Below are 17,904 nucleotides of genomic sequence, written 5' to 3' on the forward strand. Positions count from 1 at the left end.
GAAATGAGGCGAACACCTGCTGTGAGCAGCTCAACAGACCAGTTCGGACAGAACCAGTGGCTTGTCGACGAGATGTACCAGAAGTACAAGCAAGACCCCTCGTCCGTCGATGAGAGCTGGCACGAGTTCCTGGCGGACTACACGCCGGAGAACACTGCCGAGATTGGTAACAACAGCCAGGCGCCTGCCGCCGTCGCTCCGGCCCCCGCCGCCGCCGCGCCTGCCGCCACCCCCGTCGCCGCCACCGCGGCCGCGCCCGCCCCGGCTCCGGCCCCGGCGCAGGTGCGCGCCCCGCAGACCACTCCGGCCCCGACCTCGAACGCGGCCCCGACCTCCGGCGGCCCCAAGCCGTCCGCCGAGGACGAGACCAAGGTGCTGCGCGGACCCTCCGCGGCGGTCGCGAAGAACATGTCGGCGTCGCTGGCCATCCCCACCGCCACCTCGGTGCGCGCCATCCCCGCGAAGCTGATGATCGACAACCGGCTGGTCATCAACAACCACCTGGCCCGTACCCGCGGCGGCAAGATCTCCTTCACCCACCTGCTGGGTTACGCGATCGTGCAGGGCATCAAGGCCTTCCCGAACATGAACCGGCACTTCGCCGAGATCGACGGGAAGCCGAACTCGGTCACCCCGGCGCACACCAATCTCGGTCTGGCCATCGACCTTCCGGGCAAGGACGGCAACCGGGCGCTGGCGGTCGCGGCCATCAAGAACACCGAGACCATGACCTTCACGCAGTTCCACACCGCGTACGAGGACGTGGTCCGCCGGGCGCGCGTGGGCAAGCTGACCAACGACGACTTCGCCGGTGTCACCATCTCGCTCACCAACCCGGGCACCATCGGCACCAACCACTCGGTGCCGCGCCTGATGCTGGGCCAGGGTGCGATCATCGGCGCGGGCGCCATGGAGTACCCGGCCGAGTTCCAGGGCATGAGCGATCAGCAGCTCGCGGAGATGGGCATCGGCAAGCTGATGACCCTGACCTCGACCTACGACCACCGCATCATCCAGGGCGCGGAGTCCGGCGACTTCCTGCGGACCGTGCACAACCTGCTGATCTCCGACGAGTTCTACGACGAGATCTTCCACGGCATGGGTGTCCCCTACGAGCCGGTGCGCTGGCGCAAGGACATTCAGGAACGCGGCATCGACAAGTCGACCCGCGTCCAGGAAATGATCAACGCCTACCGCAGCCGCGGCCACCTGATGGCCGACACCGACCCGCTGCGGCTGGTGAAGGACAAGTTCCGTTCGCACCCCGACCTGGATGTCACCCAGCACGGCCTGACCCTGTGGGACCTGGACCGCGAGTTCAATGTCGCGGGCTTCCACGGCCAGGAGCGCATGAAGCTGCGCGACGTGCTGTCCATCCTGCGCGACGCCTACGCCCGCCACGTGGGTGTGGAGTACACCCACATTCTGGATCCCGAGCAGCTCAAGTGGATTCAGGAGCGCGTGGAGCAGAAGCACGCGAAGCCCACCGTGGCCGAGATGAAGTACATCATGTCCAGGCTCAACGCGGCCGAGGCGTTCGAGACCTTCCTGCAGACCAAGTACGTCGGCCAGAAGCGCTTCTCGCTGGAAGGCGCCGAGTCGGTCATCCCGATGATGGACGCCGTCATCGACCAGTGCGCCGAGTATGCCCTCGACGAGGTCGTCATCGGTATGCCGCACCGTGGCCGCCTGAACGTGCTGGCCAACATCGTGGGCAAGCCCTACTCGAAGATCTTCACCGAGTTCGAGGGCAACATGAACCCGGCCGCCACCCACGGCTCCGGCGACGTGAAGTACCACCTCGGTGCGCGCGGCACCTACCTGCAGATGTTCGGCGACAACGAGATCGAGGTGTCGCTGACCGCGAACCCCTCGCACCTCGAGGCCGTCGACCCGGTGCTGGAGGGTCTGGTCCGCGCCAAGCAGGACCTGCTCACCAAGGAAGACATCGTCACCACCGGCGAGGAGAACCGCTCGTTCTCCGTCGTGCCGCTGATGCTGCACGGTGACGCGGCCTTCGCCGGCCAGGGTGTCGTGGCCGAGACCCTGAACCTGTCGGTTCTGCGCGGCTACCGCACCGGCGGCACCGTGCACATCGTGGTGAACAACCAGATCGGCTTCACCACCGCTCCCGAGTACTCGCGTTCCACCGAATACTCCACCGACATCGCGAAGTTCATCGGCGCCCCGATCTTCCACGTGAACGGCGACGACCCGGAAGCCTGTGTGTGGGTGGCCAAGCTGGCCGTCGACTACCGGCAGAAGTTCCAGCGCGACGTCGTGATCGACCTGATCTGCTACCGCCGCCGCGGCCACAACGAGGGCGACGACCCGTCGATGACCCAGCCGGGCATGTACGACGTGATCGACACCAAGCGTTCGGTCCGCAAGGCGTACACCGAGTCGCTGATCGGCCGTGGCGACATCTCCATGAAGGAAGCCGAAGACGCCCTGCGTGACTACCAGGGTCAGCTGGAGCGGATCTTCAACGAGGTGCGCGAGCTGGAGAAGTTCCCGCCGGAGGCCTCGGAGTCGGTCGAGGACGAGCAGCAGCTGCCGCCGAACCTCGTGACCTCCGTGGACAAGACGGTGCTGCAGCGCATCGGCGACGCGTTCCTGAACGTGCCCGAGGGCTTCACCGTGCACCCGCGCGTCAAGCCGGTGCTGGAGAAGCGCCGCGAGATGGCGTACGAGGGCAAGGTCGACTGGGCCATGGCCGAGCTGCTGGCCTTCGGCACGCTCATCGACGAGGGCAAGGCCGTCCGACTGACCGGTCAGGACTCGCGCCGCGGCACCTTCTCGCAGCGCCACTCGGTCATCATCGACCGCAAGAACGGCGACGAGTACACCCCGCTGCACAACATCGGCTCGGCGAACCCGGGCTGGTTCGCGGTGCACGACTCGGCGCTGTCGGAGTACGCGGCGGTCGGCTTCGAGTACGGCTACTCGCTGGGCAACCCGGACGCACTCGTGTTGTGGGAGGCGCAGTTCGGTGACTTCGTCAACGGCGCGCAGTCCATCATCGACGAGTTCATCTCCTCCGGTGAGGCCAAGTGGGGTCAGCTCTCCGAGGTCGTGCTGCTGCTGCCGCACGGTCATGAGGGCCAGGGTCCGGACCACACCTCGGGTCGTATCGAGCGCTTCCTGCAGCTGTGCGCCGAGGGTTCGATGACGGTGTCGGTCCCCTCCACCCCGTCGAACTACTTCCACCTGCTGCGCCGCCACGCCCTGGACGGCATCCGCCGCCCGCTGGTGGTCTTCACCCCGAAGTCCATGCTGCGCAACAAGGCTGTCGTCTCCGAGGTCGAGGACTTCACGGACAACAAGTTCCGCACCGTGCTCGAGGAGCCCACCTACGAGTCGGGCAACGGCGACCGCTCCAAGGTCAAGCGCGTGCTGCTCACCTCCGGCAAGATCTACTACGAGCTGGTGGCCGAGAAGAACAAGCACAACCGCGACGACGTGGCCATCGTCCGCGTCGAGCAGCTGTACCCGATTCCGAAGTTCCGCCTCAACGAGGCCCTGGAGCAGTACCCCAACGCCTCCGATCTGGCGTGGGTCCAGGAGGAACCGGCCAACCAGGGCGCCTGGCCCTTCTTCGGCCTCAACCTCCCGGAGATCCTCCCGGCCCGTTTCGGCAAGCTGCGCCGCATCTCCCGCCGCGCCATGTCGGCCCCGTCCTCGGGTTCGTCCAAGGTGCACGCCGTGGAGCAGCAGGAAATCATCGACGAGGCGTTCTCCCCGACCGCCTGATAGTCGAATCCTCGCGCGGGGCCGGAACTCTCACGAGTTCCGGCCTCGTGTCGTTTCCGGCCCTCGAACCGGGCCGGAAGCTCACACGTCACCACAGGAATCGTTGGCAAGGCTGATCCGGCCTGGGTCCGCGAGCACTGGGACGACCGCATGGCCCTGATCGGTCGCGGCCGAGACCTGGTGGCCCACGCGAGCGCATGAGGTCCGAGGCAGGGGTCTCAGCCGAGGTGGTAGATGTCGTAGTCGCCGAGGGGACGGAAGCCGAGGCGCTGGTATAGGGCTGTGCTGGTGGGGTTGGCGAGGTCGGCGAAGAGCATGATGTGGCTCGCGCCGGAGGCGAGGGCCTGGCGGCAGGCGAAGGTGGTGGCGGCTGCCGCGAAGCCTCTGGCGCGCAGGGGTTTCGGGGTGTAGACGGGGGCGATGCGGATGGTTCCGGCTACGGCCGGGCCGGTTCCGGCCATCGAGACCGGGGTGCCGTCCACTTCCCACAGGGTCAGGCCGTCGCGGGTCAGGCGGTCGTCGATCATGCGGTCCGGGTGCGCCGGGGGCGGATCGCCGATGTCCCTGGTGAATTCGAGCAGCCATTCGATTGCCAGGGCTCGGTCACGGTCGGTCGCGAGGCGTCCGCGGCCGTCGGGCGTCGGTTCCGGCGGGACCAGGTCATCCAGCCGGTAGAGGCGATCGGCGCGGCGCAGGGTGGCCGCTGTGCCGTGTGACCGCGCCCAGACTTCGGCGACGGCCCGGGCGGAGTCCGACGGGCCGGACACCGCGGGCAGCGCCGGATCGATCGCCGAGTAGTCGCGCACGAGTGGAGCGATCGCCTCGAACGGCAAGGGGGACACCACGATTCCGAAGGGCGGTGTCCGGAAGAACGCGGCCGCGACCTCGCCGCCGGGAGTGGTCCACCACCCGAAATGGGGAGCGGCGTCCCCGAAGACCGTCACCCCCTGCCGTAGCAGCCGGTCCAGCACGGTGACCAGCACGGTGTGCCGGATCGGATCCGACAGCAGGAATTCGCCGGCCGCCCGCTCGTATGCCGACACATCCTCGGTAATCGTCCACCCCATGCGTTCATCATGGCGCAGATGACCCGGAACGGAAACAGCCCGCCGAGGACGGCTCGGCGGGCTGTTCGGTGTCCGGTGCCGGGGACGGGTCACTCGCCGGTCGAATCCGCCTGCTCCGCAGTGGAATCGGCCTCACCCTTGATGTCCCAGGCGGCCATCATCGCGGCGAGGCCGTCGGCGGCGGCGGTGTCCTGGGTGGTCGATTCCTGGTCCGACATGGCGGGTACCTCTTTCTGCTACTTCCCTGACGAAAGGTTGATGGTACCGGCTGGTTTCAGTTGCCGCGCATCGAGAGATGGCTTGCGACAAGCGATTTCACAGGACAGTGACGGGGGTCATAAATGCCGGGGAGTGATCCGCTCGGGAGGGGTTGTGAGCGCGGTGTTCGGCGTCGTATATTCCACGTGGAATATTTGGTCCGGAGGATGGGGTGACGGTTGATGGCGTCACTCGAAACGGAGGTCGTGGTGATCAAGAAGCAGTCGGCTCCAGCGCTCACGCCGATGGCGCTGCTGGTTCTCGCACTGCTGGAGGAACGTCCGATGCACCCGTACGAGATGTATCAGCTGTTACTGAGCCGCCACGAGGACCAGTTCACCAAGATCAAGCCGGGGTCGCTGTATCACACGGTGGCACGCCTGACCGATCAGGAACTGATCGCGGCGGAGAGCACCGACCGGGCCGGTAACCGGCCGGAACGGACCACCTACCGCATTCGCACGGCCGGGCACGCGGCGCTGCGTGAACGAGTCCGGGACCTGCTGCGGGAACCGGTTCACGAGTACCCGGCGTTCGTGACCGGACTGGCCGAAGCGCACAATTTGCCCGTGGACGAGGTCATCGATGCCCTCCGCGAACGCGTCGCCTCGATCGAGGCGCGGGTCACCGAGCTGACCATGCTCCGCGACCTGGCCGCCGCCTCCGATGTCCCGCGCCGTTACTGGATGCGGGTCGACTACATACGCGCGCACAGCACCGCCGAAGTCACCTGGCTGCGCGGACTCATGGACGAGCTCCGCAGCGGCGACCTCGAATGGGAAACCTTCGACTCCGAGACCGGCGAGCGCGTCGACACCAGAACCCACTCCCAGGGATAGGAACCCGAATCCATGTCCACTCAACGCAACCCGTGGCTAGCGCTATACGCGCTGGTCGTCGGGTTCTTCATGATCCTGCTGGACATGACCATCGTCGCGGTGGCCAATCCGGCGATCATGAAGGACCTGAACGCCGATGTCTCCCAGGTCATCTGGGTCACCTCCGCCTACCTGCTGGCCTACGCGGTGCCGCTGCTGGTCACCGGCCGGCTCGGGGATCGCTTCGGCCCCAAGAACATCTACCTCGGCGGCCTGGTCGTGTTCACCCTCGCCTCGCTCTGGTGCGCCGAGTCGACCAGTGTCGACATGCTGATCGCGGCCCGCGCCGTGCAGGGCCTGGGCGCGGCGCTGATGACGCCGCAGACCATGGCCGTCATCACCCGCACCTTCCCGCCGGACAAGCGCGGCGCGGCCATGGGCCTGTGGGGCGGCGTGGCCGGTCTGGCCACCCTGGTCGGCCCGATCCTGGGCGGCGTGCTGGTGGACTGGCAGGGCTGGCAGTGGATCTTCTACGTGAACGTGCCGATCGGCATCATCGCCTTCGCGCTGGCGTTCTGGCTGGTCCCGTCGCTGCCCACGCACGAGCACAAGTTCGACCTGGTCGGCGTGGCGCTGTCGGGCGTCGGCATGTTCCTGCTGGTGTTCGGTATCCAGGAGGGCAATACCCACGACTGGGACGCCGAGATCTGGGCCATGATCGCGGCCGGCGCCGTGGTGCTGGCGCTGTTCGTGGTGAACCAGGCGCGCAATACCGGTGAGCCGCTGGTGCCGCTGAGCCTGTTCAAGGACCGCAACTTCGCGCTGTCCAATGTCGGTATCGCCGCCATGGGCGCGGCGGTGACCAGCGTGTTCGTGCCCGCCTACTTCTACCTGCAGCAGGTGCACGAGCTGTCGCCGACCCGCTCGGCGCTGATCTTCGCGCCGATGGCCATTCTGACCGGCGTCTTCGCGCCGATCATCGGCAAGATCTCCGACAAGGTCGCGCCGCGGGTCATCCCGACCATCGGTTTCGCGGTGTTCGCGGCCACCCTGTTCGGTTTCGCCGCGCTGATGAAGCCGGACGGCTCGCTGCCGCTGTTCATGATCGTCGGCGGCTTCGCCGGTATCGCCAACGCCTGCATCTGGGCGCCGCTGGCCTCCACCGCCACCCACAACCTGCCCGTGCAGCAGGCCGGTGCGGGCGCGGGCGTCTACAACACCACCCGCCAGGTGGGTTCGGTGCTCGGTTCGGCGGCGATCAGCGCGCTGCTGTCGGCGCGGATCTCGGCGCAGGGCCTGCAGAGCGGTCCGATCGGCGAGGGCTCGGGCGGTAAGAGCCTCAGCGATCTGCCCGCGGCGGTGCGGGATCCGATCCTGGAGAAGCTCAGCACCGCGCTGAGCCAGTCCATGTACCTACCCGCGGCGATCCTGCTGATCGGTGTGGTCGCCTCGGCGATGTTCATCGGCTTCGGCAAGCAGGGCGAAGGCCGGGCGGACGATATGGCGAAGGCCGATATCGGGGCGCACTGATCCCGACTGTTCGGAAGGCGCTGCCCGCCGGGGATTCCCGGCGGGCAGCGTCGTTTTCGGAGGACGGATCCGGTCAGAGCAGCAGCCCGATCAGCCGCGTCCAATCGATCCCGATCTCGATGGGCATGTCGATCAGCGTCTCCCCGACGTGCGCGCTGAGGCGGCGCAGCGGCCGGTAGTGCCCCAGCACCAGGACGTGGGTCTGAATCGCCTTCACCCGGTCCCGATCCATGTACACCAGCCAGTACCAAGGGATTCCGGCCAGCGCGTACTCGGCCATCTTGTCGGCGGCGTCGACCCGTTCGGTGGCCGGGGACACCACCTCGACGGCGATCTTCACCCGCGCGGCCTGCAGCGGCCCGACATCGGCGGGAGCACAGGAGAACATGATGATATCGGGGCGGCGGACGGTGAGCCGCGGCGATTCCCACAGCAGCACGTCCTGGTCGACACCGACGTAGAGCGAGCCGTCGTTGTAGCGGCTCATATGTTGCTCGGCCCCGGATTCCAGCATGGCGGCCAGCCGCCGGGTGGCATTGCGGTACGGCAGCGCGGGCGTGTCGGCCCGCACCACATCCCCGTTGACCACCTCGACCAGCCGGCGGAAGTCGGGCGGCAGCTGCTGCCAGACGTCGAGCGTGATCGGTCCGGGCTGCAGGTTCTCCGCCCGCGCCCATTCGAGTACTCCGGTCATGCGCTTCCTCTGTTCCGTCGAGGGATGCTCCCTGAACCGGTCGGACTGGGCGACGACTGCCGCGCCGATCCTAAACGGCGGCCGCGGGCAAAACGGCCATTCGGAACTGTCGCCCGTGCTCGACCGGCGTGTTCGTCAGCCGATTCGCACTGTCAGCGAGGGATATCCGGTCGCGCCGTCGGGTACGACGTCCTGTCGCCGCTCGGTCTGGGTCTCCCCCGCGCCGTCGGTGGCGCGCGCCCACACCGTGTGCACGCCGCTGCCCGCGGGCGCGTCCCAGTCGAAGGCCCACTGCACCCAGGTGTCGATGGAGGGGGCGGTCGCCAGGCGCGCGGGCTGCCAGTCCCCTTGGTCGATACGGACTTCCACGCCGCGGATGCCGCGATGCTGCGCCCACGCCACCCCCGCGATGGTGACCTTGCCGGGCGCGAGGGTGCGGCCGCGCGGGGTGTCGATGCGACATTCGGTCTTGATGGGGCCGTATGCCGACCAGCCGCGTTTGGTCCAGAACGCTTCCGCGCGATCGAATCTGGTGATCTCGAGTTCGGTCACCCACTTGGTGGCCGACACGTACCCGTACAGGCCCGGCACCACCAGTCGCGCGGGATAGCCGTGCGCGGTGGGCAAAGGTTCACCGTTCATGCCGACGGCCAGCAGGGCGTCGCGGCCGTCGGTGAGGACGGCGAGGGGGCTGCCCGCGGTGAAGCCGTCGATGCTGCGGGAGAGCACCATGTCGGCGTCGGGGTGCGGCCCGGCCTGGGCGATGAGTTCGTCGAGCCGGTAGCCGAGCCAGCGGGCATTGCCGATCAGTTCGCCGCCGACCGGATTGGAGACGCAGGTCAGGGTGACCAGCCGCTCGATGGGGGTGCGCGCGGCGAGATCGGCGTAGCTCAACCGGATCTCGCGATCGACCATGCCGTGGATGCGCAGGGACCAGTCGTCCTTGCTGACCTGCGGGACGGTCAGCGCGGTGTCGATGCGGTAGAAGCTGGAGTTCGAGGTGAGGTAGGGCGTGAGGCCCGGCAGCTTCAGGTCGGCGCCCGGGTCGATCGGCGGCTCGACGCTGGTCGGCGTGGGCAACTCGACGTCGGCCCGCTCGGCGGAGACGTCCCGCGACCGCAGCCCGATGATCCGTCCGGCCACGCCACCGGCGACCGCGACGGCTCCGGTGATGGCGAGCCAGCGCATCACCTGCCGCCGTTGCGTGGTCTGTTCTTCGAGGGACTCCGCGGTGGCCGGTGTCTCGTCGGCGCGTTCCGCGGACTCCTCGAGTCGGCGAATCAGGCTGCGCAGCACGAGAATTCCGGCCGCGGCGCCGAGCAGCGCGGGTATCGCCCAGGTCCAGTCGGCGGCCGGACGTCCCACCGCGGCCAGTACGGCGAGCAGTCCGAAGGCCCCGAACAGGATCGATCCCCAGGGCCGCCGGGCCCGCTCGGCGAGTCCGGCGACGGCCGCCAGCACGACGGCCGCCACGCCCATCGACACGAACAACAGCAGTTTGTCGTTGGTGCCGACCAGCCCGATCACCCATTCCCGGAACCCGTCCGGCGTATGGTCGACGACCCACGCCCCGACGGCTTGCAAGGGGGTGCTGTCGGGACTGATCAGCACCGACACCGCTTCGGCCACGCCCAGCGTGACCAGGCCCGCGACGATGCCGCCGGCGATTCGTACTTCGCGATCGGGCACGAAACCGACCCTACTGCTGGAACCGCCGCGCGAACCCGCGCGAGAAATGACGATCCGGTGACGTCGTCACATGGTGGCGGAACCGGTGTAGTTGATCATCCACGGCACCGAGAACTTGTCGGTGACCATGGCGAAGGCCTCGGCCCACTCGACCTTGCCGAGCGGCATGGTGACGGTGCCGCCGGGGGCGAACTCGTTGAACAGGCGCTCGGCCTCGGCCGCGGACTCCACCTCGACCTGGACGGCGAAGCCGGGGTTCGAGTTGTCGATGTCGTTGCCGGGCGGGGTGTCGGACACCATGAGGATATTGGTGGCGCTCAGCGGCAGCTGCGCGTTGGCGACCCGGTTGGCGATCTCCGGGGGCAGGTCGCCGGGGGTGTCGCCGCCCATGTCACCGAAGCGGACGATGGTGGCCTCGCCGCCGAAGACGGACTGGTAGAAGGTGATCGCCTCCTCGGCATTGCCGTTGAAGACGAGGTACGGGTTCAGTGCGGGCATGGGTTCCTCCTCGGTCGGTGTGGCGGGTGCGGCGGCACCCGACAGGTAGGACGCGGGGGCCGCCCGGAAATCATCGGTCGTGGCCGGGAAATTTCGGTGAATGCGAGAAATATTCGGTGCGTCCCCCGGTTGACCTTGCTATGAGCGAACTGCCCCGGGTCCAGCACCGTCACCTCGAGGTGGACGGCGTCGACGTGTTCTACCGCGAATCGGTCCCCACCCGCGCCGATGCCCCGGTCCTGCTGCTACTACACGGTTTTCCCACCGCCTCGCACCAGTTCCGGCGGCTCCTGGACGCGCTCGGCGACCGCTACCGGCTGATCGCGCCCGACTACCCGGGTTTCGGAAACACCGTGGCGCCGGCGGATTTCGACTACACCTTCGACCGGTTGGCCGATATCACCGAGGGATTCGTGCGGGGGCTGGGCCTGACCCGGTTCGCCATGTACATCTTCGACTTCGGCGCGCCGATCGGCCTGCGGCTGGCCGCCCGCCATCCGGAGTGGATCGCCGGGCTCGTGGTCCAGAACGGCAATGCCTACGAGGCCGGACTGTCCGAGGCCGCACAGGGTTTCGTCGCACTGCGGCCCGATCACGAGGGTGACGAGGAGGCCATCCTCGGCCTGCTCACCCTCGAGGGCACCCGCGGCCAGTACGAGGGCGGCGTCCCCGATCCGAGCCTGCTGAACCCCGACGCCTGGACCCTGGACCAGCACTACCTGGACCTCCCCGGCCGCAAGGAGGCGCAGCTGGCCCTGGCCTACGACTACAAGTCGAATGTGGCCCGCTACCCCGAATGGCAAGCGTGGCTGCGCAAGTACACTCCCCCGACCCTCATCACCTGGGGTGCGAACGACATGTTCTTCCCCGCCCCCGGCGCCCACGCCTATCTCGCGGACGTTCCCGAGGCCGAACTGCACCTGTTCGACACCGGCCACTTCGCGCTGGAGACGCATGCAGCCGAGATCGCCCCGCTCATCGCGGACTTCCTCGACCGGCTGCCCGCTACCCAGGAATGAGAATGGGGCGCACGGGAAATCCCGTGCGCCCCGAGTCCGCTCATCCGGGGTTCCGGGGGCCTGGCCCCCGCAGCCTCCCGACTCCGGTCAGGAGTTGTAGATCGCGTCCACGTCGGCCGCGTACTGCTTCATGACGACGGCCCGCTTGAGCGACAGCTTCGGGGTCAGCTCGCCACCCTCCTGGGTCCAGTCGACCGGCAGGATGCGGACCTTCTTGATCGCCTCCGCGTGCGAGACCAGCTTGTTGGTGGCCGCGACCGCGTCATTGATCTCGCCGACCAGGGCCGGGTTCTCGATGAGGTGCTCGATCGGGGTGTCGGCGGGAATCCCGTTGCGCGTCTTCCACGCCGGCAGGGCCTCGGGGTCGAGGGTGACCAGCGCGCCGATGAAGGGCTGCCCGTCACCGACCACCATGACCTGGCTGATCAGCGCGTTCTGCCGCAGCGAGTCCTCGAGCATGGCCGGGGAGACGTTCTTGCCGCCCGCGGTGACCAGGATTTCCTTCTTGCGACCGGTGATCGCGATGAAGCCCTGCTCGTCGATGGCGCCGAGGTCGCCGGTCTTGAACCAGCCGTCGGCGTCGAACGCGTCGGCGCTGGCCTCGGGGTTGTTCCAGTAGCCGCCGAACACGACCGGGCCGCGGATCAGCAGTTCGCCGTCGTCGGCGACCTTGGCGCCGTGGCCGGGCAGCGGACGGCCGACCGAGCCGACCTTGATGTACTTGGGGGTGTTGACGCTGACGGCCGCGGTGGACTCGGTCAGGCCGTAGCCCTCGTAGATGGTGACGCCGGCGCCGCGGAAGTAATGGCCCAGGCGCGCGCCCAGCGGGCCGCCACCGGAGACGGCGGAGGAGCACTGGCCGCCCATGGCCTCACGCAGCTTGCTGAACACCAGCTTGTCGAGCACCGCGTGCTGCAGCTTGAGCACGATGCCGGGGCCGCCGGTCTCCAGCGACTGGCTGTACTGGATGGCGATCTCGGTGGCGTAATCGAAGATCTTGCCCTTGCCGCCGTCGTGCGCCTTCTGCTTGGCGCCGTTGAACACCTTCTCGAACACGCGCGGCACCGAGAGGATGAAGTTCGGCTTGTACTGGCCGAACTGCTCGACCAGGGTGGACCAGTCGGCGGTGTGGGCGACCGTGACGCCGGCGTCGAAGGCGGCCAGCGCCACCGCGCGGGCGAAGACGTGGGCCAGCGGCAGGAACAGCAGCGACTTGCGGCCGGGCTGCAGGAACTCGCTCATGGAGGAGCGGTCGGCAGCCGACTCAGCGTAGAGGTTGGCATGCGAGAGCATGACGCCCTTGGGCCGGCCGGTGGTGCCGGAGGTGTAGATCAGGGTGGCCGGGGAGGCGGCCTTCACCTGGGCGCGGCGCTCGTGCACCACGGCGTCGTCGAGATCCTTGCCGCGCGCGGCGAGCTCGGCGATCGCGCCCTTGTCGAGCTGCAGGACCTCGCGCAGGCTGTCCAGCCCGGACTCGATCTCGGCGATGGTGGCGCGGTGCTTGTCGTTCTGGACGACGGTGAGCTTGGTGGCGGAGTCCTCGAGGATCCAGCGCGCCTGCTCGGCGGAGGAGGAGTCGTAGATCGCGACGGTGCAGCCGCCGGCCGCCCAGATGGCGAAGTCCAGTACGACCCACTCGTAGCTGGTCTGAGCCATGATGGCGACGCGGTCGCCGAGCTCGATACCGGAGGCCACCAGTCCCTTGGCCACGTCGGTCACGGTCTTCGCGAACGTCGCCGCCGTGACGTCGTTCCAGCCGCCCTTGCCATTCGGAGTGTTGAAGACCACCAGGTCAGGGGTCTTCTCAGCATGCCGGAACGCGCCGTCCGACATGTTGGCGTTCTCCGGAATGGTGTAGGTAGCCGGGACTTCGAACTCTCGCATCGCTGCCCTTCCACAGAGGTTTACTGGCGGGTAATTTACGCCACGCTCACAGGTAACTCTCCGCGGACCGCCCGAACCTGTTCCCGGACGGTCTCGCGCTGTGACTCTTCTCTATCCTATTGACCGGCTTTGGGCCGGTCGAAGCGCCTGGCGCAGGAACTGTCCGAGTTCGACGGTGACCGCCGCGGCCGGCGCCACCAGCGCCGCCTGCAGCTGGGCCACATGCCAGAGACCCTCGGTCTCGGTGAACTCGGTCGGCACCCCCGCCGCACGCAGCTGCGCCACCAGCCGCGTGCACTGGTCGTGCAGCAGCTCGGCCTTGTCGGCCTGGACGTAGGTGGGCGGCAGGCCGCGCAGTTCGCCCAGCAGCGGCGCGTACCCGGCGTCCGTGCCGTCGCCGCCACCCAGGTAGGCCGCGGCGCAGGCCCGCGACCACGGCTTGTTGATGACCAGATCGCGGTTGCGGGTGGGGACCTCGTTCGGGTCGGCCCACGGCGCGATCAGGCCCAGGGCGGCCGGGGTCAGTCCGTGCCGGTCGCGCAGCCGCTCGGCCAGCGCCAGCGACAGCCCGCCACCGGCCGAATCACCGGCCACCGCAATGCGTTCCGGCCGGAAACCGGCCCGGACCAGTTCCAGGAACGCGGCCTCGGCGTCCTCGAGCGCCGCCGGGAACGGGTGCTCGGGGGCGAGCCGGTAGTCGGGAACCTGCACGGCGCAACCGGTTTCGCGGGACAGGTAGGCCGCCAGCGAGCGGTGCGTGAGCGGCGAGCCGACGGTGTAGCCGCCGCCGTGCAGGTACAGCACGGTGGCGCTGTCGGAGACCGGCCCGACCGAGACGCGCTCGGTCGGGCGGCCACCGAGGCGGACATGCTCGACATGGGTGCCGCGTGGCGCCCGCTGCGCCACCGAACCCCAATCCATCAGTGCCCGCTGGACACCGAACGGGAGCCGGTGATTGAGCATCACCCGGAAGACCGGGTTCAGCACGGCTCGGACGACAGGCAACGGCAGTGTCACATCGGGCATGACCGAATGTCCTTCAGAATCGCGGTATTACGGCAGGATCCGCTTCTGCACCACGGCGGAGATCCGCTGGTAGTACGAAGCCGTGGTGCGCACGAACAGGTCGAGGGCCTTGGCCTCCCAGCCGATCAGTACGCGGCCGTGGCCCTTGCGGACCGCCTCGGTGATGGTCTGCGCGGCCATCTCCGGGGTGTGCAGCGCGAGCTTGCTGTCGAACAGCGCGGCCAGGTTCTTCTGGTCCAGGCCCTCGGACACGCTGGCGTTGCGGGCGACGGCGGTCTTGATGCCGCCGGGGTGCACGCAGGTGACCTGGACCGGGGTGCCGCTCATCAGCATTTCCTGGCGCAGCGCTTCGGTGAAGCCGCGGACCGCGAACTTGGCCGAGTTGTAGGCGCTCTGGCCGGGAACCGCGATCAGGCCGAAGAGGCTGGACACGTTCACCACGTGGCCGTCACCGGATTCGATGAGGTACGGCAGGAACGCCTTGGTGCCGTTGACGACGCCCCAGAAGTCGACGTCCATGATGCGGTCGAAGTCCTTGAACGCGGTATCGGTGACATTGCCGTGGTGGGCGATGCCGGCGTTGTTGTAGATCTGGTTGACCTTGCCGAAGTGCTTCTTCACCTCATCGGCGTAGAGCAGCACGGCCTCGCGCTCGGCCACGTTCAGGCGATCGGACTTGATCTTCACGCCGAACTTCTCACAGCGCCGCACGGTCTCGGCGAGTCCCTCGGCGTCGATGTCGGACAGCGCCAGGTGCGCGCCGCGCTTGGCCAGGTTCTCCGCCAGCGCGCGGCCGATGCCGGAACCCGCACCGGTGATCACGCAGACCTTGTCCTTGAAGTAAGCATCGTTGCTCACGATTACCGCTTTCGGTTGGTGAAGGAGTGGGGGTGACTCAAACGGCCTGTGCGACAGGCTCGGTGGTGGTCTCGTAGGCCGCGACGTCGAAGTGCTCGAGCAGACTACGGAACCGGAAGGTGAAGTCCGGCCACAGCGTGGTGTTGTTGCCGTGCTTGTCCAGGTACCAGGAGGCGCAGCCGCCGGTGCTCCACACCGCGCCCTCCAGCTTGCGCTGCAGACCCGCGTTGTACTCGTCCTGCACGTCCTTGCGGACCTCGACGGTGCGCAGGCGCAGGTTGTCGAACTGTGCGATGGCGTCGGAGATGTAGTTGATCTGCGACTCCAGCATGAACACCATCGAGGTGTGGCCCAGGCCGACGTTCGGGCCGAGCATGAAGAACATGTTGGGGTAGTTGTTGATCGCCGAACCCTTGTAGCCCTGCTGACCGATGGCGTCGAACACCTCGGACAGGGTACGGCCGTCGCGACCGGAAACGGTGTCGTAGACCGGCGAGTCGGTGACGTGGAAGCCGGTGGCCACGATGATCGCGTCCACCTCGCGCTCGACGCCGTCCTTGGTGACGATGGCGTTCGGGCGGATCTCCTTGATCCCGTCGGTCACCAGGTCCACATTGTCGCGGCCCAGCGCCGGGTAGTACTCGTTGGAGATGAGCATGCGCTTGCAGCCGATGCGGAAGTCCGGGGTGACCTTGCGGCGCAGCTCCGGGTCGCGGACCTCGGCGAACAGCTTGGCGCGGGCGATCGCCTCCAGGGCGAGCATGGCGGGCGGGAACTTGGCCAGGCCGACCACCTGGGTCTCACGGGCCGCGTAGATGCCGGCGCGGTACAGGTTGCGCAGCGCGGGAATCTTCTTGAGCGCGAAGCGCTCCGGGGCCAGGTACTCGCGGTCGACGCGGGGCAGCAGCCAGGGGGCGGTGCGCTGGTAGACGTCCAGGTGCGCGACCTTGGCGGCGATGTTCGGGACGATCTGGATGGCGGAGGCGCCGGTTCCGATGACGGCGACGCGCTTGCCGGTCAGGTCGGAGTCGTGGTTCCAGCGGGCGGAGTGGAAGATCTCGCCCTGGAAGTCGTTGATGCCCTTGATGTCCGGCAGGTTCGGCTCGCACAGCGCGCCGACGGCGGAGACCAGGATGTCCGCGGTGAACGCGCCCTGGCTGGTCTGGATCTCCCAGCGCGCCTCGGCGGCGTTCCACTGGGCGCCGGTCATCTCGCAGTCGAAGATGTGCTTGTCGCGCACGTCGTACTTGTCGGCGACGCCCTGGATGTAGCGCTGGATCTCCGGCTGCTTGGAGAAGGAGCGCGACCACTCCGGGTTGGTGGCGAAGGAGTACGAGTACAGCTGCGAGGGGACGTCGCAGGCCGCGCCCGGGTAGGTGTTGTCGCGCCAGGTGCCGCCGACATCGCTGCCGCGCTCCAGCACGAGATAGTCGGTGCGCCCCTGCTTGCTCAGCCGGATGGCCAGGCCCAGGCCCGAGAACCCGCTGCCGACGATGATCACGTGGGAGTGCCGGGCAGGCCGGTTGCCGACAGCTTTGTCTGTAACCTTGCGACTCATGTACCCGAGAATATGGTCCTATTGAGTAGGAGTCAATACTCTTATTGAGCAGTAGTCAATATTATTGACTCGAGTTCAGTAATCGTCGACCCTCGTTCAGTACCGTCGGACAAATGACCAAGGAGCGCGCCGTGAGCAGCAGACCGGACAGCCGGGCCAAACGCGTGCGCCTCAGCCCCGCCGAACGCCGCGAGCAGCTGATCACCCTCGGCGCCCGCATGCTGCGCGAACGCGCCCTCGAGGACGTCTCCATCGGCGAGATCGCCGCCCAGGCCGGCATCTCCCGCGGCCTGCTCTTCCACTACTTCCCCACCAAGCACGACTTCCACCTGGCGATCGTCAATCACGCCAATGCCGAACTCCTGGAACGCACCACTCCCGACCCCACCCTGTCGCTGTTCGACATGCTGCAGGACGCGATCGAGCGCTACATCGCCTACGTCACCGAGAACCGCACCTCGTACCTGGCGCTGCTCCGCGGCCCCGCCAGCGCCAGCCCGGAACTCGTGGCCCTCGTCAACGCCACCCGCATGGCCCTCGTCGACCGCATCCTCGCCGAGGCCCCCATCCCGGCCGACGACCCCGACCGCCCCCGGCTCGGCCTGGCGGTCCGCGGCTGGATCGCCTTCGTCGAGGAGACCACCCTCACCTGGCTCCGCGAGGAACCGATCCCCCGAGAAGCTCTGGTGGACATGCTCGTCACCTCCCTGCCCGCCCTCGCCCTCAACGCAGATCTGGCCGCCGCCCTTCAACAGTGAGCGCCACCGCGGCGGCGAGCATGAGCTCGGCCGCGAGCTGAAAAATCAGGTCACCCGGGCGTCTTTCCCGAAAACATCCGTCAACTCGGCTGCCCGCCGCAGGTTTTCGAGATCACGGACGATGACGTGCCGCTTCATCAGGCACACCGAGCCGTCCGCGCCCAGTTCCTTCATCGCCTTGCCCACCGCGTCCACCCGCGCCCCGACCAGATTGCCCAGCTCCTCGTAGGACAGCCGCACGGTGAGCTCCCACCCGGCCTCCACCCGCCGCCCGTACGACTCGACGAACTCGACGAGCAGGCGCGCCAGCCGCACCCGCACCTGATGGTCGCCGAAGTCCAGGCGACGCTGATCCGACCAGGCCAGCCGGTCGGCCAGGGAACGGCACAGCACCAGGGAACCGTGAGCGCAGCAGATACACCATGCTGCCCGGATCGCCCTGCCGCATGAGCACCGTGCCCGGCGGCCCGTACGTCCGCGTCCCGAGCCGGAGT

General features: G+C 67.9%; 15 protein-coding genes. 5 read left to right on the forward strand and 10 right to left on the reverse strand.

What is annotated here, in order from left to right:
• Window positions 1-3: 3 nt before the first annotated feature.
• Complete coding sequence (locus ACQP06_RS29530) at window positions 4-3,753, forward strand: multifunctional oxoglutarate decarboxylase/oxoglutarate dehydrogenase thiamine pyrophosphate-binding subunit/dihydrolipoyllysine-residue succinyltransferase subunit (protein WP_433667946.1); 3,750 nt, start codon at window positions 4-6, stop codon at window positions 3,751-3,753.
• A gap of 218 nt (window positions 3,754-3,971) precedes the next feature.
• Here the strand turns inward: ACQP06_RS29530 and ACQP06_RS29535 are convergent, their stop codons facing one another.
• Window positions 3,972-4,820 carry a GNAT family N-acetyltransferase gene (locus tag ACQP06_RS29535; protein ID WP_433667948.1) on the reverse strand — a complete coding sequence of 283 codons (849 nt, stop codon included), beginning with the start codon at window positions 4,818-4,820 and terminating at the stop codon, window positions 3,972-3,974.
• An 89-nt stretch (window positions 4,821-4,909) separates the two neighbouring features.
• A complete protein-coding gene (locus ACQP06_RS29540; protein ID WP_433667950.1) occupies window positions 4,910-5,038 on the reverse strand; it encodes a hypothetical protein in 129 nt (42 codons plus the stop codon).
• A gap of 222 nt (window positions 5,039-5,260) precedes the next feature.
• Here ACQP06_RS29540 and ACQP06_RS29545 point away from each other — a divergent pair, with 222 nt between their 5' ends.
• Together ACQP06_RS29545 and ACQP06_RS29550 are read left to right on the forward strand one after the other, a co-directional pair.
• Entirely contained in the window at window positions 5,261-5,917 is a 657-nt protein-coding gene (locus ACQP06_RS29545; protein WP_433667952.1) for a PadR family transcriptional regulator, read from the forward strand.
• Window positions 5,918-5,929: 12 nt separating this feature from the next.
• A complete protein-coding gene (locus ACQP06_RS29550) occupies window positions 5,930-7,426 on the forward strand; it encodes a DHA2 family efflux MFS transporter permease subunit (RefSeq protein WP_433667954.1) in 1,497 nt (498 codons plus the stop codon).
• A gap of 73 nt (window positions 7,427-7,499) precedes the next feature.
• On the opposite strand, the gene ACQP06_RS29555 is transcribed toward ACQP06_RS29550, so the two are convergent.
• From ACQP06_RS29555 to ACQP06_RS29565, 3 genes are all read right to left on the reverse strand, one after another.
• Window positions 7,500-8,120, reverse strand: a complete 621-nt coding sequence (locus ACQP06_RS29555; protein WP_433667956.1) for a Uma2 family endonuclease — start codon at window positions 8,118-8,120, stop codon at window positions 7,500-7,502.
• Between the two features lie 135 nt (window positions 8,121-8,255).
• A complete protein-coding gene (locus tag ACQP06_RS29560) occupies window positions 8,256-9,809 on the reverse strand; it encodes a molybdopterin-dependent oxidoreductase (protein ID WP_433667958.1) in 1,554 nt (517 codons plus the stop codon).
• 66 nt (window positions 9,810-9,875) lie between these two features.
• Window positions 9,876-10,307 carry a VOC family protein gene (locus tag ACQP06_RS29565; protein ID WP_379280581.1) on the reverse strand — a complete coding sequence of 144 codons (432 nt, stop codon included), beginning with the start codon at window positions 10,305-10,307 and terminating at the stop codon, window positions 9,876-9,878.
• 140 nt (window positions 10,308-10,447) lie between these two features.
• On the opposite strand from ACQP06_RS29565, the gene ACQP06_RS29570 reads away from it, so the two are divergent.
• Entirely contained in the window at window positions 10,448-11,326 is an 879-nt protein-coding gene (locus ACQP06_RS29570; protein WP_433667959.1) for an alpha/beta fold hydrolase, read from the forward strand.
• A gap of 87 nt (window positions 11,327-11,413) precedes the next feature.
• Here the strand turns inward: ACQP06_RS29570 and ACQP06_RS29575 are convergent, their stop codons facing one another.
• From ACQP06_RS29575 to ACQP06_RS29590, 4 genes are all read right to left on the reverse strand, one after another.
• Entirely contained in the window at window positions 11,414-13,210 is a 1,797-nt protein-coding gene (locus ACQP06_RS29575) for an AMP-dependent synthetase/ligase (protein ID WP_433667961.1), read from the reverse strand.
• Window positions 13,211-13,321: 111 nt separating this feature from the next.
• Entirely contained in the window at window positions 13,322-14,236 is a 915-nt protein-coding gene (locus tag ACQP06_RS29580; protein ID WP_433667963.1) for an alpha/beta hydrolase, read from the reverse strand.
• A gap of 27 nt (window positions 14,237-14,263) precedes the next feature.
• Window positions 14,264-15,094, reverse strand: a complete 831-nt coding sequence (locus tag ACQP06_RS29585) for an SDR family NAD(P)-dependent oxidoreductase (RefSeq protein ID WP_433667965.1) — start codon at window positions 15,092-15,094, stop codon at window positions 14,264-14,266.
• 37 nt (window positions 15,095-15,131) lie between these two features.
• Window positions 15,132-16,652, reverse strand: coding sequence for a flavin-containing monooxygenase (locus ACQP06_RS29590; RefSeq protein WP_433667966.1), 1,521 nt, complete (start codon window positions 16,650-16,652; stop codon window positions 15,132-15,134).
• Between the two features lie 113 nt (window positions 16,653-16,765).
• Between ACQP06_RS29590 and ACQP06_RS29595 the strand changes: the two genes are divergently transcribed.
• Window positions 16,766-17,410 (forward strand): TetR/AcrR family transcriptional regulator, encoded by a 645-nt coding sequence (locus tag ACQP06_RS29595; RefSeq protein ID WP_433667967.1) that lies wholly within the window; start codon window positions 16,766-16,768, stop codon window positions 17,408-17,410.
• Window positions 17,411-17,455: 45 nt separating this feature from the next.
• On the opposite strand, the gene ACQP06_RS29600 is transcribed toward ACQP06_RS29595, so the two are convergent.
• Window positions 17,456-17,803, reverse strand: a complete 348-nt coding sequence (locus ACQP06_RS29600) for a Crp/Fnr family transcriptional regulator (protein WP_433667969.1) — start codon at window positions 17,801-17,803, stop codon at window positions 17,456-17,458.
• Window positions 17,804-17,904 lie beyond the last annotated feature (101 nt).

Source organism: Nocardia sp. CA-136227, assembly GCF_050955695.1.
Lineage (GTDB): Bacteria > Actinomycetota > Actinomycetes > Mycobacteriales > Mycobacteriaceae > Nocardia.